The following is a 15,851-nucleotide window of genomic DNA, read 5'->3' as shown; positions in this document are numbered from 1 at the left end:
ACTCGAGTCTTTTTTTAGTGTCCGCTAGATTTGGATACGACGAATTTACAATTGCTGAAAACGTTGGATGATGGCAGGTTTATACACAAGCGGATTGCAGCATAATGATTATGGAAGACAGCTAGCGGTAAAAGAAGAAACAGGATCAAAGATGACTTATGGCATAAGGCTACAGCACCCGGAATTACCCAGTGCGATGGGGGAAACTTTCGTTGACACAGACATTGATATTATGCTAAAGTGTTTTAGGTAGGCCTAAATTCGCGGCTTTTTTTTGAATCAATATCTACGTCTTCTAATTTGATGATTAGAAGTACGTCTTCGGGAGGTGCACATCATGCGGGTAATTATCACTTTGGCTTGTACAAGTTGCAAACAAAGAAACTATGCAACAACCAAAAACAAGCGAAATCACCCCGACCGCTTGGAGATGAAGAAATTTTGCAAGTTCTGTAACGAGCAAACTCCTCATCGCGAAACCAGATAGTCTTTTGGAGGTGTAGTCGGCGTGAAACGTAGTTTCAAGTCTTTGTTTTCCTTTTTCACTGAGAGCTGGAGTGAACTCAAAAAGGTTCGCTGGCCTAGCCGTAAAGAACTGAAGAACTATACATTGATCGTTCTCGGTACAATTGTAGTTATTTCTCTTTACTTCTGGGTTCTGGACATCGGTATTTCCGCTGTGATTGAAGCGATTATTTAGAGAGGTCCCAGGTGGCTTGATATGGAAAAAAGATGGTACGTTGTTCATACCTATTCCGGGTATGAGAATAAGGTCAAGGCCAATTTGGAAAAACGCGTTGAGTCCATGGGCATGGAAGACAAAATATTCCGCGTTCTTGTTCCTATGGAAGAAGAGCTGGTAAACAAGGATGGCAAGAAAAAAACTGTCATGCGCAAAGTTTACCCTGGTTACGTTTTGGTCGAAATGGTTCAGACTGATGATTCCTGGTATGTTGTCCGCAATACACCGGGCGTTACCGGATTTGTCGGTTCAACTGGTTCGGGCTCTAAGCCTACCGCTCTGCTACCCGAAGAGGTTGAACAGATTCTGAAGCATATGGGCATGGTTGAACCTAAAGCGAAGATTGATTTCGAAATTAAGGAATCCGTACGTATTATGGTCGGTCCATTTGCGAATTTTGTGGGCTCCGTGGAAGAAATTTTGGCAGACAAAAGCAAGATCAAGGTACATGTCAACATGTTTGGACGGGAAACCCCGCTGGAGTTGGATTTCACTCAAGTGGAGAAGATATAACAAGCACAAGGGTTTCTTGTGGGAGAATGCTGTTTAGCATTCGAATACCACTATTTACGCAAGGAGGTGTCACTCATGGCTAAAAAAGTTATTAAAATGGTGAAACTGCAGATTCCTGCAGGGAAAGCGAATCCAGCGCCTCCAGTAGGTCCGGCGTTAGGTCAAGCGGGTGTCAACATCATGGCATTCTGTAAGGAATTCAACGCTCGTACTGCCGACCAGGCTGGTCTGATCATCCCGGTTGAAATTACAGTATTTGAAGACCGTTCGTTTACCTTCATCACCAAAACTCCTCCGGCTGCTGTTCTGCTTCGCATCGCTGCAAAAGTAGAAAAAGGCTCCGGTGAACCAAACAAGAAAAAAGTAGCGAAGCTGGGCCGCGCAGCGGTTCGTGAAATCGCTGAAACCAAAATGCCCGATCTGAACGCTGCATCTGTTGAAGCTGCAATGCGTATGGTTGAAGGTACTGCCCGCAGTATGGGAATCACAATCGAAGACTAATATGTATTCGATGAACCGGTCATTCATGACCGCAATATGTGGGAGGAATTTCCGCTAATACCACAAAGGAGGAACATTTCATGGCTAAACATGGTAAGAAGTACCAAGAATCCGCGAAGCTGATCAACAGCGAAGCGACTTACGAGCCTTCAGAAGCTGTAGAGCTTGTGAAAAAGGCGGCAACTGCCAAATTCGACGAAACCGTTGAAGCAGCAGTTCGTCTGGGTGTAGACCCGCGTAAACAAGACCAGGCAGTTCGTGGTGTTGTTGTCCTGCCTCACGGCACAGGCAAAACACAACGCGTGCTTGTATTTGCAAAAGGTGAAAAAGCGAAGGAAGCGGAAGCTGCTGGCGCTGATTTTGTTGGTGATGCTGATATGATCAACAAGATTCAACAGGGCTGGTTCGAATTCGACGTCTGCGTAGCTACACCTGATATGATGAGTGAAGTCGGTAAACTGGGTCGTCTGCTCGGTGGTAAAGGTCTCATGCCTAACCCTAAAGCAGGTACAGTTACTTTCGACGTTACCAAGGCTGTTCAAGAAATCAAAGCCGGTAAGATCGAATACCGTCTTGACAAAGCGGGCCAAATTCACGCGCCAATCGGCAAAGTGTCTTTCAACGCTGAACAACTGAACGAGAACCTTAAAGCTCTTATGGACGCTCTGAACCGTGCGAAACCGGCTGCTGCCAAAGGTGTATACCTTAAAGGCATCGCTATTTCGTCAACAATGGGACCTAGCGCTCGTGTGAACGCGGCTGCTTTCAGATAATTAAAGGTTGACTCCTCGAGTTATCTTTGATAATCTATAACAGTTGTAAACATTAAGGTGATCAATCTTAAATGTGAATATGCTTACCGTAGACAGTAGGTGCCGTAGGGCTTAATTTCCTACCGAGGTGTTGTGATAGAAACAAAAAGTGCCAGGCTCGCCTGATTAACTTTCCGTTTTATCAAGCCTTCGTGAATCTGCGGAGGCTTTTCTAATGCCTGCGTAGGAACGGCGGGGTTTCTCCGGAATAACCGCCGTGACATAAATTTTCAGGAGGTGTATATAATTGGCAAATGCAAAAGTAATCCAAGCTAAACAGGATGCGGTTGATGTTGTGACTGGCAAACTGCAGAACAGTGTCTCCACTGTTGTTGCAGACTACCGCGGATTGAACGTATCGCAAGTGACTGAACTGCGTAAGCAGCTTCGTGAAGCTGGCGTTGAGTTTCAAGTCCTGAAGAACACATTGCTTCGCCGTGCAACTGCGGCAGCTGAGCTGACTGATCTGGACGCTGTCCTGACGGGTCCTACAGCGATCGCATTCAGCGAGACTGATGCGGTAGTAGCAGCTAAGATTCTAAATGACTTCGCTAAGAAGAACGACGCTTTGAAACTGAAAGGCGGCGTTGTAGAAGGTAAAGTTATCGATGCGGACCAACTGAAAGCACTGGCTGAACTGCCATCCCGCGATGGTTTGCTCTCCATGCTGCTTAGCGTGCTTCAAGCTCCAATGCGCAACTTCGCGCTTGCAGTTAAAGCTGTTGCTGAGAAAGAAGAACAAAGCGCGTAAGCCTTTGCTTCCAGCTTCATAATCAAGACCACAAACCAATTCAAATATAATGGAGGTTCAATCATGAGCAAAGAAACAATCTTAGAAGAAATTAAAGGCATGAGCGTACTGGAACTGAACGACCTGGTAAAAGCAATCGAAGAAGAATTCGGCGTAACTGCAGCAGCTCCAGTAGCAGCTGGCGGCGCTGTAGCAGCTGTTGAAGCTGAACAGTCCGAATTCGACGTAATTTTGACAAGCGCTGGCGCTTCCAAAATCAACGTTATCAAAATCGTTCGCGAAATCACAGGTCTTGGCTTGAAAGAAGCTAAAGAAGTTGTAGACAACGCTCCAAAAGCAATCAAAGAAAAAGTAAGCAAAGAAGAAGCCGAAGCTACCAAAGCAAAATTGGAAGAAGCAGGCGCAGCTGTAGAAGTAAAATAAGTTGATTCAATAGGTACTGCCCCGGGGCAGAAGTCATTCTCTCCGGTTTCCGCAACCCCCTTGAACTTGTTCAAGGGGGTTGCTCTATAAGGGAGCCTTGCAGGTATGTGTAGTTCAACGTGAAAGGGAGGATAGTATGTCGCAGCATTATTACTCGCAGCAGCCGGAAGCGCGTCATGACAGACGCAGCATCGATACGGAGCTGAGAGGCAAACGCCTACGCTTTACCAGCGACGCCGGTGTTTTTTCAAAAGGAGATATTGATCATGGCAGCCGTGTTCTGATTGAGGCGATGGAGATTCCGGAGGATGCGAAGGTGCTGGATGTGGGTTGTGGTTACGGGCCTATAGGGATTAGTGCGGCGCATCTCGCTTCCAAGGGACATGTAACGATGATTGATATCAACAGCCGTGCGGTAGAGCTTGCCCGCGAGAATGCGCAGCATAATGGAATCCGCAATGTTACGGTGATGGAAAGTGATGTGCTATCGGCAGTAGAGGGGCAGACCTTCGATGTGATTCTAACCAACCCGCCGATTCGCGCCGGCAAGGCCGTAGTGCATGCGATTTTTGAACAGGCGTATGATCATTTGAATGAGGGCGGTTGTCTGTGGGTTGTCATTCAGAAGAAGCAGGGTGCGCCGTCGGCGGTTGCCAAGCTGGAGAGTATGTTTGCAGTGGTAGAAGAAGTAGGGAAAGACAAGGGCTATAGAATCTTAAAAGCTCAAAAATAAATAATAATACTCATTGACATGCGATGTCCGTAGTGGTATTATTATAAAATGTCAGTATTAAGATAGGCTCCATGTCTTTAGTTTGCTGAAATGTCAAGTGATATATTGTCGCCCGGTAAGCGCATGCCGCACGGCAGGTTTTTGCGAATTCCGTTCTCTATGTTCCTGTCACGGCGAAGGTCGCCGGGGCAATAGATAATAGCGCATGAACTGTAGCCTGGTGACGTATAATACGCACGTTTTGGGCAAATCTACTGGATAAGGAGTATTTTGGCCGTGGATAGATGTGCTCTTTTTTCGAAAGATTTCGATAAGGGGCTTTTCTGTATTTATGGCTGAATCCTTGTGTTATGGTTCCATTATACGGGTCCAAACAAGGGTTCGCAATCAATTTTTAAGTGAGTAGACATGAGGGGTGAGTAAAGTTGGCAGGACATCTTGTTCAGTATGGTCGACGCACTCGGCGGAGCTATGCGAGAATTAACGAGGTACTCGAGGTCCCGAACCTGATCGAGATCCAACAAAAATCTTATGATTGGTTTTTGGAGGAAGGATTGCGGGAAATGTTCCAGGACATCTCGCCGATCCAGGATTTCACAGGGAATTTGGTACTAGAGTTCATTGATTACAGCCTGGGTGAACCGAAGTACACGGTTGACGACGCTAAAGAGCGGGACGTAACATATGCAGCACCTCTGCGTGTGAAGGTGCGTCTCATCAATAAGGAGACCGGTGAGGTTAAAGAGCAGGAAGTGTTCATGGGAGATTTCCCTCTGATGACGGAAACCGGCACTTTTATTATCAATGGTGCGGAACGGGTTATTGTCAGCCAGTTGGTTCGCTCTCCAAGCGTCTATTTCAGCACAAAAGTGGATAAGAACGGCAAAAAAACTTACACCGCCACAGTAATTCCAAATCGCGGAGCCTGGCTGGAGCTTGAGACCGACGCTAAGGACATCATGTATGTCCGTATCGACCGGACTCGTAAGATCCCGGTAACAGTCCTCTTGCGTGCTCTGGGCTTCGGCAGTGATGCTGAAATTCTGGAACTGCTTGGCAATGATGAATATATTCGCAACACGCTGGATAAAGACAACACGGATTCCACGGAGAAGGCGCTTATTGAAATCTACGAGCGTCTGCGTCCGGGCGAACCACCTACACTTGATAATGCCAAGAGCTTGCTCGTCGCACGTTTCTTTGACCCGAAACGTTATGATTTGGCCAATGTAGGCCGTTACAAAATCAACAAAAAGCTGCATATTAAGAATCGTCTGTTCAATCAGCGTCTGGCACAGCCTTTGGTTGATGAATCTACCGGAGAAATCCTGGCAGAATCCGGCCAAATGGTGGACCGCCGCCTGCTTGATGAGCTGATTCCTTATTTCGAGAAGAGTATGGCTGCCAAAAACTACCGTGTAACCGGCGGTGTAATGGACAGCGAAGATATTCCGCTTCAGACCATTGACGTATTCTCGCCAATCGAAGAAGGCCGTATCATCAAACTGATCGCCAATGGCAACATTGATAAATCGGTTAAGCATATTACTCAGGCTGATATTATATCCTCAATCAGCTACTTTATTAATTTGCTGCATGGTATCGGCAACACGGATGATATTGACCATCTGGGTAACCGCCGTCTGCGTTCTGTAGGTGAGCTTCTGCAGAATCAGTTCCGGATCGGTCTATCCCGTATGGAGCGCGTAGTCCGCGAGAGAATGTCGATTCAGGATGCCAATGCGATTACACCGCAGGCGCTGATCAACATCCGTCCGGTTATCGCATCGATCAAAGAGTTCTTCGGCAGTTCGCAGCTGTCCCAGTTCATGGATCAGACGAACCCGCTTGCCGAGCTTACGCATAAGCGCCGTCTGTCTGCACTCGGACCCGGCGGTCTGACTCGTGAACGCGCAGGCTTTGAAGTCCGCGACGTCCATCACAGTCACTATGGCCGTATGTGTCCTATCGAGACTCCAGAAGGTCCGAATATCGGTCTGATCAACTCCTTGTCCACCTTCGCCCGCATCAATGAATACGGCTTTATCGAAGCTCCGTATCGTTGGGTAGATCCGAAGACAGGTAAGGTAACTGAGCAAATCGATTATCTGACTGCCGATGAAGAAGATAACTATGTAGTTGCACAGGCTAATGTACTGATCGATGAGGATGGCTCCTTTAAGGAAGACCAGGTTATCGTTCGTTACAACAAGGATTCAGACAACATCACTACTATGCCTAGCAACCGTGTAGACTACATGGACGTTTCGCCAAAACAGGTCGTATCGGTCGCAACGGCGCTCATCCCGTTCCTTGAGAACGATGACTCCAACCGCGCACTGATGGGATCGAACATGCAGCGTCAGGCCGTTCCGCTTCTTATTCCTAAGGCTCCGCTTGTAGGGACAGGGATGGAGCATAAGTCTGCTAAAGACTCCGGCGTATGTATTGTCTCCAAATATGACGGTATTATCGAACGCTCCTCTGCTAATGAAATCTGGCTGCGCCGTGTTGAGGCAGTTGAAGGCAAGGAAGTCAAAGGCGATATCGTTAAATATAAATTACACAAATTCATGCGTTCGAACCAGGGTACCTGTATTAACCAGCGTCCACTGGCTAAACGTGGGGATATCGTCAAAAAAGGTGACATCCTGGCAGATGGACCTTCCACAGAAATGGGCGAACTTGCGCTTGGCCGCAACGTAGTCGTTGCGTTCATGACTTGGGAAGGCTACAACTACGAGGATGCGATCCTGCTGAGTGAGAAGCTGGTGAAGGAAGATGTATACACTTCGATCCACATCGAGGAATACGAATCCGAAGCCCGTGATACGAAGCTCGGACCTGAAGAGATCACACGTGATATTCCTAACGTCGGTGAAGAGGCGCTCCGCAATCTGGATGAGCGCGGAATTATCCGTATCGGTGCGGAAATCAATGCCGGCGATATTCTGGTAGGTAAGGTTACTCCGAAGGGTGTAACTGAGCTGACTGCTGAGGAACGCCTGCTGCATGCGATCTTCGGTGAGAAGGCCCGTGAAGTTCGTGATACCTCCCTGCGCGTTCCGCATGGTAGTGATGGTATTATCGTTGACGTCAAAGTATTCACACGTGAGAACGGCGATGAGCTGCCTCCTGGCGTGAATCAGCTGGTTCGTGTCTACATCGCCCAGAAGCGTAAAATTTCTGAAGGTGACAAGATGGCCGGACGTCACGGTAACAAGGGTGTCGTTGCCCGTATCCTGCCAGAAGAAGATATGCCGTTCCTTCCTGACGGTACGCCGGTACAGGTTGTCCTGAACCCGCTGGGCGTTCCTTCCCGTATGAACATCGGACAGGTGCTTGAAGTCCATATCGGTATGGCTGCACTGCGTCTGGGTATCCACGTGGCTACTCCGGTATTCGACGGAGCCCGTGAGTATGACGTGTTCGATACGATGGAAGAAGCCGGTATGCAGCGTAATGGTAAGACTGTGCTGTATGACGGACGTACAGGCGAGCGCTTCGAGCGTGAGGTTACTGTCGGCGTCATGCACATGATCAAGCTTGCGCACATGGTTGACGATAAGATTCATGCCCGTTCCACAGGTCCTTACTCACTCGTTACACAACAGCCACTGGGCGGTAAAGCTCAGTTCGGCGGACAGCGTTTCGGGGAGATGGAAGTGTGGGCGCTTGAAGCTTACGGTGCGGCGTATACACTGCAAGAGATTTTGACCGTGAAGTCTGATGATGTGGTCGGCCGTGTGAAAACGTACGAATCCATTGTCAAAGGTGAAAATGTTCCAGAACCGGGTGTACCGGAATCGTTCAAGGTATTGATCAAGGAACTGCAGTCGCTCGGGATGGATGTCAAAATCCTCAGCGGTGACGAGCAGGAGATCGAGATGAAGGAACTGGACGATGAGGACGAGACGTCAGGCGATAAGCTGAGCCTCAATTTGGAAGGCGCAGAAGTTGGCATAGAGTAGTTCACCAGCAAGCCACTAATTTCATTACACAAAGGACCATGCCCTCTGTTGACCTCAGCGTCAAGAGAGGGCTGTGGTACTAAATCAGGATATAGGTTAAGGAGGGTTGCTCCTTGTTGGACGTTAACAATTTTGAATTTATGAAAATCGGGCTCGCTTCCCCGGAAAAAATTCGTTCTTGGTCCCGCGGAGAAGTTAAAAAACCGGAAACCATTAACTATCGTACATTGAAACCGGAAAAAGAGGGTCTCTTTTGCGAACGTATTTTTGGACCGCAAAAGGACTGGGAATGTCACTGTGGTAAATACAAACGCGTCCGTTATAAGGGCGTAGTGTGCGACCGCTGCGGCGTGGAAGTTACCCGCGCTAAAGTCCGCCGCGAACGTATGGGCCACATCGAACTGGCAGCTCCTGTATCTCATATCTGGTATTTCAAAGGTATTCCAAGCCGTATGGGTCTGGCACTGGATATGTCTCCTAGATCGCTCGAAGAGATTATCTACTTTGCATCTTATGTTGTAACTGATCCAGGGGAAACTCCGCTGGAGAAGAAGCAGCTGCTGTCCGAGAAAGAATACCGCAGCTACCGTGAGAAATATGGCTACGGATTCCAGGCCGGCATGGGTGCAGAAGCTGTCAAAAAGCTGCTTCAGGATATCGACATCGATAAAGAACTGGAATTCCTCAAAGAAGAGCTGCGTACCGCTCAAGGCCAGCGCCGCAACCGGGCAATCAAACGTCTGGAAGTCATTGAGGCATTCCGCAACTCCGGCAACAAGCCTGACTGGATGATCATGGATGTACTCCCGGTTATCCCTCCGGAGCTTCGTCCAATGGTTCAGCTTGATGGCGGCCGTTTTGCTACGTCTGACCTTAATGACCTGTACCGCCGTGTAATTAACCGGAACAACCGTCTGAAAAGACTGCTGGACCTCGGCGCGCCTGACATTATCGTTCAGAATGAGAAACGGATGCTTCAGGAAGCTGTAGATGCGCTGATTGACAACGGCCGCCGCGGCCGTCCTGTAACAGGACCAGGTAACCGTCCGCTCAAATCGCTCAGCCATATGCTGAAAGGTAAACAGGGACGTTTCCGCCAGAACTTGCTCGGTAAACGTGTTGACTATTCCGGACGTTCGGTTATCGTCGTAGGACCTTACCTGAAGATGTACCAATGCGGTCTTCCTAAGAAGATGGCACTGGAGCTGTTCAAACCGTTTGTAATGAAAGAACTGGTTAACAAAGGGCTAGCCCACAACATAAAGAGCGCGAAGCGTAAGGTTGAGCGCGTAAGTCCTGAAGTATGGGATGTGCTTGAAGAGGTAATCAGAGAGCATCCGGTTCTGCTGAACCGTGCCCCTACGCTGCATAGACTGGGTATCCAGGCGTTCGAACCAATTCTGGTAGAAGGTCACGCGATCCGTCTTCACCCGCTCGTATGTACGGCTTACAATGCCGACTTTGACGGTGACCAGATGGCGGTACACGTTCCTCTGTCCGCTGAGGCTCAAGCTGAAGCCCGTATTCTCATGCTGGCGTCCGGTAACATCCTGAACCCTAAGGACGGTAAGCCGGTCGTTACCCCTTCCCAGGATATGGTCCTTGGTACGTTCTACCTGACCATGGACAACAAGGAAGAAAAGGGTACCGGGATGATCCTGCGTAACGTGAATGAAGCGGTCTCTGCTTATCAGCGCGGAACTGCAGGTCTGCATGCACGTGTTGCTATTCCTGTTAAGGCTCTGGGTAAAACCAGCTTCACAGAAGCGCAGCAGAATGCTCTGCTGATCACTACTGTGGGTAAGATTATCTTCAACGAAATCTATCCAAGCAGCTTCCCGTATATCAACGAAGCTACCAAAACTAACCTGCTGCAGGGAACTCCTGAGAAGTACTTCATCTATGAAAAGGGTGCGGATGTCCGCGAACTGATCATGGCAGCTCCGGAAGCCAGTGCTGTAGGTAAAGAATATCTGGGCCTCATTATCGCCCGCTGCTTTGAGACGTATCACACCACCAAGACTTCAGTGATTCTGGATAAAATTAAGCAACTCGGCTTTACGTACTCTACACGTTCCGGCGTTACGGTTGCCGTATCGGATGTTATCGTGCCTGAAGAAAAAGCTACCATTCTTAAGGAATCCGAAGCTAAGGTTGATGTGGTTGCGAATCAATACCGCCGTGGTCTGATTACCAATGATGAGCGGTATGACCGCGTTATCGAGATTTGGTCGAAGACCAAGGATGATCTGACTAACGTATTGCTTAAATCAATGGACCGCTTCAACTCCATCATGCTCATGGTCGACTCCAAGGCGCGTGGTAACAAATCGCAGATCACCCAGCTCGGTGGGATGCGTGGTCTGATGGCAACACCTTCGGGCCGAATCTTTGAATTGCCAATCAAAGCGAACTTCCGTGAAGGCCTAACCGTCCTCGAGTACTTTATCTCCACTCACGGAGCGCGTAAAGGTCTGGCCGATACAGCGCTGCGTACAGCGGATTCCGGGTACCTGACACGCCGTCTGGTTGACGTAGCGCAGGATGTTATTGTCCGTGAAGAAGATTGTGGTACTGATAAAGGCTTCATGGTTAGCCGGATTCAGGATGGCAAGGAAGTCATTGAGGATCTCTACGACCGTATTGAAGGCCGTTATTCCTTCGAGACCGTCCGTCATCCTGAGACGAAGGAAATCATCGTTCACCGTAACGATCTGATTGACTCGGATAAGGCTGAAGAAATCGTGAATGCTGGCGTGACCAAGCTGCAGATCCGCTCTGTACTGAGCTGCCGTGCCCGTCACGGTGTCTGCAAGAAGTGCTACGGACGTAACCTGGCAACAGGTAAATTCGTGGAAATCGGGGAGGCTGTCGGTATTATTGCCGCACAATCCATCGGTGAACCGGGAACACAGCTTACCATGCGTACGTTCCATACCGGCGGTGTAGCCGGAGACGATATTACGCAAGGTTTGCCGCGTATCCAGGAGCTGTTTGAAGCCCGTAACCCTAAAGGTCAGGCTACAATCAGTGAGATTGACGGGGTAGTTAAGGAAATCCGCGAAACCAAGGACCGCCGCGAGATCGAAGTCCAGGGTGAAGCAGAGTCCAAAACGTATTCCATCACTTACGGCTCCCGTCTGCGTGTCAGCGAAGGCCAGGAGATTGAGGCCGGCGATGAATTAACAGACGGTTCAATTGACCCTAAAGAAATGCTGCGTATCAAAGGGATCCGCGGGGTACAGAACTACATTCTGCAAGAAGTACAGCGTGTATACCGTAACCAGGGCGTTGAAATCAATGATAAGCACATTGAAGTTATGATCAAGCAGATGCTGCGCAAAATCCGTATTATCGATGCCGGAGATACCAGTCTCCTGCCGGGTGCATTTGCGGATATTCATGAATATGAAGCAGCCAACAAGGAAGCCATTCTTGCCGGAAATGAACCAGCAGTCGCCAAACCGGTTCTGCTCGGGATCACCAAGGCCTCCCTGGAAACTGATTCATTCCTGTCTGCGGCATCCTTCCAGGAAACTACCCGCGTCTTAACAGATGCAGCTATTAAGGGTAAAGTGGATAAGCTGCTCGGTCTGAAAGAGAATGTAATCATCGGTAAGCTGATTCCTGCAGGTACAGGCATGAATCGTTACCGTAATGTGAAGCTGAGCGATCCGAATGCTGAAAGCAGTGAAGAAGCTTTAGAGCCGGTACCCGCTGAATAATTGAATACTCATGGCAAGCAGTATCCGCGTCACGCAGAAATCTGGCGTGACGTGGCTGTCTGCTGTGATTATTAATAAATTTATTGTCGTTTTTCTTGACATCATGTGCTGAGGATGCTAATATGTCTAAGGTGCGTGAGTAGTCTTGTCATTCTTATTCAGTGGAGGTAATGATTTTCATGACTGATGACAGAGGGTTACAGGATGCTCAGGTCAAGATCGGTTCCAAGCAAACCGTCAAGGCGGTGGAGTTGGGCCAAGCCGCAGAAGTCTATGTGGCAGAGGACGGAGATCAACGGCTTACTTCCAGAATTGTAATGCTTTGCAACAAACAAGGTGTGAAGGTCACTTATGTGGACACGATGCTGAATTTGGGCAAGGCCTGCGGTATAGAAGTTGGTGCTGCGATGGCAGCCGTCTTAAAACAATAGCAGCAAGAGAACGTTTTTGTACCGGGGTACACTTCGGCAGCAAGGACTTTTCATTTGTCTTTTTATGAACCACCTGGGTCTGTGGACTTAATGTTTGTAAATTGACTATCATTTCAGGAAGGGGGTGGCACAACATGCCAACTATTAATCAATTGGTTCGTAAAGGCCGTCAAGCCAAAATCGAAAAATCCAAATCTCCCGCTCTTCAAAAAGGGTTCAACGCCCTCAAGCGTGAGGCTACAAATTTGAGCGCTCCGCAGAAACGCGGTGTATGCACTCGTGTAGGCACAATGACTCCACGTAAACCAAACTCAGCACTTCGTAAGTATGCCCGTGTTCGTCTGACGAACCGTCTTGAGGTGACTGCTTACATTCCGGGTATCGGACACAACCTTCAAGAGCACAGTGTAGTATTGCTGCGCGGAGGTAAAGTTAAGGACCTTGCAGGAGTTCGTTACCACATCGTTCGTGGTGCACTGGATACTGCAGGTGTTGCTAACCGGATGCAGGCTCGCTCCAAATATGGTGCGAAACGTCCTAAAGTCAAGAAATAAGATGAGCTTATCAGAATAATAACCATATAAGAAAGGGGGATATCCATGCCACGCAAAGGTCCAGTTACTAAAAGAGATGTATTGCCAGATCCATTGTATAATAGCAAGTTGGTTACTCGTTTGATCAACCGTATTATGCTGGGTGGTAAAAGAGGTGTCGCTCAAAGCATTTTGTACAATTCGTTCAAGTTGATTCAAGAACGTACAGGTAAAGAGCCGATGGAAGTTTTCGAAGCTGCCATCAAGAATATCATGCCTGTATTGGAAGTTAAAGCTCGTCGTGTCGGCGGTGCTAACTACCAAGTACCTATTGAGGTTAAACCTGAAAGACGTACTGCTTTGGGATTACGTTGGCTTGTAAACTACTCACGCAACCGCGGTGAGAAGACTATGGAAGAACGTTTGGCGGCTGAGATTATCGATGCTTCCAACAACACAGGCGCTTCCGTTAAGAAACGTGAAGACACACACAAGATGGCTGAAGCGAACAAAGCGTTTGCTCACTACCGCTGGTAGGATTGCAGTCGTTCAAATAACTTCTATTTTGAAAGGAGATCCATTTCATGGCAAGAGAGTTCTCCTTAAAAAATACACGTAATATCGGGATCATGGCGCATATTGATGCTGGTAAGACTACTACCACTGAGCGGATTCTATTCTACACAGGCCGTACGCACAAAATCGGTGAAGTTCACGAGGGTGCTGCTACAATGGACTGGATGGAACAAGAACAGGAGCGCGGAATCACGATTACTTCCGCTGCTACAACTGCTGCATGGAAGGGTCACCGCATCAATATCATTGATACCCCAGGACACGTTGACTTCACCGTTGAAGTTGAACGTTCCCTGCGTGTATTGGATGGGGCAGTTGGTGTATTTAGTGCGAAAGAGGGCGTAGAACCTCAGTCTGAAACCGTATGGAGACAGGCTGACCGTTACAACGTTCCACGGATCGCATATGTGAACAAAATGGACATTATCGGTGCGGATTTCCTTAACGTTATCGAAACGATGCGTGATCGTCTTCAAGCCAATGCAGTTGCTATTCAACTGCCAATCGGTGCAGAAAATGATTTCGCAGGTATCATCGACCTCGTTGAGCAAAAAGCACATATGTTCAGAGATGATTTGGGCCAAAATATTGAAGTTACGGATATTCCGGAAGAATATTTGGCAAAGGTTGAGGAACTGCGTCTCGAGCTGATCGAGAAAGTTGCTGAACTTGATGAAGATCTGACTATGAAGTACCTGGAAGGCGAAGAAATTACTATTCCGGAAATCAAAGCTGCTCTGCGCAAAGGCGTAGTTGAAGTTAAAATTTTCCCAGTAATTTGCGGCTCTTCCTACCGGAACAAAGGGATTCAGCTTATGCTGGATGCTGTTGTTGATTACTTGCCTTCACCTTTGGATGTACCGGCTATTACGGGTCATCTGGAGGATGGAACAGAAGCGGAACGTCATCCTTCGGATGAAGAGCCATTCGGTGCCTTGGCATTTAAGATCATGACAGACCCTTATGTTGGTAAACTCACGTTCTTCCGTGTATACTCCGGTATCCTGGAATCAGGTTCTTATGTAATTAACGCTACTAAGGGCAAACGTGAGCGTATTGGGCGTATCCTGCAGATGCATGCGAACAGCCGTCAAGAAATCTCCATCGTTTACGCTGGTGATATCGCGGCAGCCGTTGGTCTGAAGGACACTAGCACAGGCGATACACTCTGCGACGAGAAGCATCCGATCATTCTGGAATCCATGAACTTTCCAGATCCGGTTATCGAAATCGCAGTCGAGCCAAAAACCAAAGCTGACCAAGATAAACTGGGTGTTGCTCTCGGAAAGTTGACTGAAGAGGATCCTACTCTTCGTGCTCACACTGATGAAGAAACAGGCCAAACCATCCTGGCAGGTATGGGTGAGCTTCACTTGGACATCATCATCGACCGTATGCGTCGTGAATTCAAAGTAGAAACCAATGTGGGTAAACCGCAGGTTGCCTACCGCGAAACGTTCAAGGCATCTGCCCGCGTAGAAGGCAAGTTTGTTCGCCAATCCGGCGGTCGCGGTCAGTACGGTCACGTATGGGTTGAGTTTGAACCCCTCGAGCCAGGTACTGGCAGCCAATTCGAAAGTAAAGTTGTCGGTGGCTCGGTTCCAAGAGAATACATCGCTCCTGCACTTGCCGGTATTGAAGAGCAAATGAAGAACGGCGTTATTGCAGGCTTCCCGCTTGTTGACGTTAAAGCTACCATCGTAGATGGTTCTTACCATGATGTTGACTCCAACGAAATGGCGTTCAAAATTGCCGGTTCGATGGCGCTTAAAGCTGCAAAAGAAAAATGTCAACCTGCATTGCTTGAGCCAATCATGAAAGTGGAAGTAACTGTTCCTGAGGAATACATGGGCGATGTAATGGGTATGCTGAACTCCCGTCGCGGTAGAATCGAAGGTATGGATTCCCGTGGTGGAGCGCAAATTATCCGTGCGAAGGTGCCTTTGTCCGAAATGTTCGGATACTCCACAACACTCCGTTCCGGTACTCAAGGACGCGGCGTATTCTCAATGGAGCTTTCTCACTATGAAGAAGTACCTAAATCCATTGCTGAAGAAATCGTAGCCAAGAACAAAGGCGGAGAATAAGCTTAATTTTTAACTTGCCGTCCGGGTATAACACTTAAGTCATCTTAGAACTG

14 protein-coding genes and 1 other annotated feature are annotated in these 15,851 nt (G+C 48.3%); all 14 genes read left to right on the top strand.

Annotated elements, in window-relative coordinates; all coding sequences use genetic code 11:
- Positions 1–337 precede the first annotated feature (337 nt).
- The 14 genes from rpmG (at position 338) to fusA (ending at position 15,798) form a co-directional block, all read left to right on the top strand.
- The gene (gene rpmG / locus C173_RS33465) at positions 338–487 is read left to right on the top strand and encodes a 50S ribosomal protein L33 (protein ID WP_074086515.1); all 150 of its coding nucleotides are present in this window, start codon (positions 338–340) and stop codon (positions 485–487) included.
- A gap of 21 nt (positions 488–508) precedes the next feature.
- Entirely contained in the window at positions 509–700 is a 192-nt protein-coding gene (secE, locus tag C173_RS02000) for a preprotein translocase subunit SecE (RefSeq protein ID WP_036692354.1), read from the top strand.
- 21 nt (positions 701–721) lie between these two features.
- Positions 722–1,255 (top strand): transcription termination/antitermination protein NusG, encoded by a 534-nt coding sequence (nusG, locus tag C173_RS01995; RefSeq protein ID WP_020427084.1) that lies wholly within the window; start codon positions 722–724, stop codon positions 1,253–1,255.
- Positions 1,256–1,330: 75 nt separating this feature from the next.
- Positions 1,331–1,756 (top strand): 50S ribosomal protein L11, encoded by a 426-nt coding sequence (gene rplK, locus C173_RS01990; RefSeq protein ID WP_019908208.1) that lies wholly within the window; start codon positions 1,331–1,333, stop codon positions 1,754–1,756.
- Positions 1,757–1,836: 80 nt separating this feature from the next.
- Entirely contained in the window at positions 1,837–2,529 is a 693-nt protein-coding gene (rplA, locus tag C173_RS01985; protein WP_036692357.1) for a 50S ribosomal protein L1, read from the top strand.
- 68 nt (positions 2,530–2,597) lie between these two features.
- Positions 2,598–2,751 (top strand) — a sequence feature (ribosomal protein L10 leader region).
- 64 nt (positions 2,752–2,815) lie between these two features.
- Positions 2,816–3,319, top strand: coding sequence for a 50S ribosomal protein L10 (gene rplJ / locus C173_RS01980; protein WP_036721864.1), 504 nt, complete (start codon positions 2,816–2,818; stop codon positions 3,317–3,319).
- Positions 3,320–3,382: 63 nt separating this feature from the next.
- Positions 3,383–3,742: a 50S ribosomal protein L7/L12 gene (gene rplL / locus C173_RS01975; RefSeq protein ID WP_036721862.1), complete on the top strand. Its 360-nt coding sequence runs from the start codon at positions 3,383–3,385 to the stop codon at positions 3,740–3,742.
- Between the two features lie 136 nt (positions 3,743–3,878).
- Positions 3,879–4,475, top strand: a complete 597-nt coding sequence (locus C173_RS01970) for a class I SAM-dependent methyltransferase (protein ID WP_036721860.1) — start codon at positions 3,879–3,881, stop codon at positions 4,473–4,475.
- Between the two features lie 425 nt (positions 4,476–4,900).
- Entirely contained in the window at positions 4,901–8,446 is a 3,546-nt protein-coding gene (rpoB, locus tag C173_RS01965) for a DNA-directed RNA polymerase subunit beta (protein ID WP_036721858.1), read from the top strand.
- A 113-nt stretch (positions 8,447–8,559) separates the two neighbouring features.
- Positions 8,560–12,171: a DNA-directed RNA polymerase subunit beta' gene (rpoC, locus tag C173_RS01960; protein ID WP_036721855.1), complete on the top strand. Its 3,612-nt coding sequence runs from the start codon at positions 8,560–8,562 to the stop codon at positions 12,169–12,171.
- Between the two features lie 179 nt (positions 12,172–12,350).
- Positions 12,351–12,602, top strand: a complete 252-nt coding sequence (locus C173_RS01955; RefSeq protein ID WP_036692367.1) for a ribosomal L7Ae/L30e/S12e/Gadd45 family protein — start codon at positions 12,351–12,353, stop codon at positions 12,600–12,602.
- A gap of 134 nt (positions 12,603–12,736) precedes the next feature.
- Positions 12,737–13,156 (top strand): 30S ribosomal protein S12, encoded by a 420-nt coding sequence (gene rpsL, locus C173_RS01950; protein ID WP_036721853.1) that lies wholly within the window; start codon positions 12,737–12,739, stop codon positions 13,154–13,156.
- A 45-nt stretch (positions 13,157–13,201) separates the two neighbouring features.
- Entirely contained in the window at positions 13,202–13,672 is a 471-nt protein-coding gene (gene rpsG, locus C173_RS01945; protein ID WP_020427074.1) for a 30S ribosomal protein S7, read from the top strand.
- A 47-nt stretch (positions 13,673–13,719) separates the two neighbouring features.
- Positions 13,720–15,798 carry an elongation factor G gene (gene fusA / locus C173_RS01940; protein WP_036721851.1) on the top strand — a complete coding sequence of 693 codons (2,079 nt, stop codon included), beginning with the start codon at positions 13,720–13,722 and terminating at the stop codon, positions 15,796–15,798.
- Positions 15,799–15,851: the final 53 nt, after the last annotated feature.

Origin of the sequence: Paenibacillus sp. FSL R7-277, assembly GCF_000517965.1 — a bacterium.
GTDB lineage: Bacteria > Bacillota > Bacilli > Paenibacillales > Paenibacillaceae > Paenibacillus_AQ > Paenibacillus_AQ silagei.
The sequence above is the reverse complement of the archived record's forward strand: the minus strand, read 5'-3'. Positions and strand labels throughout refer to the sequence as shown.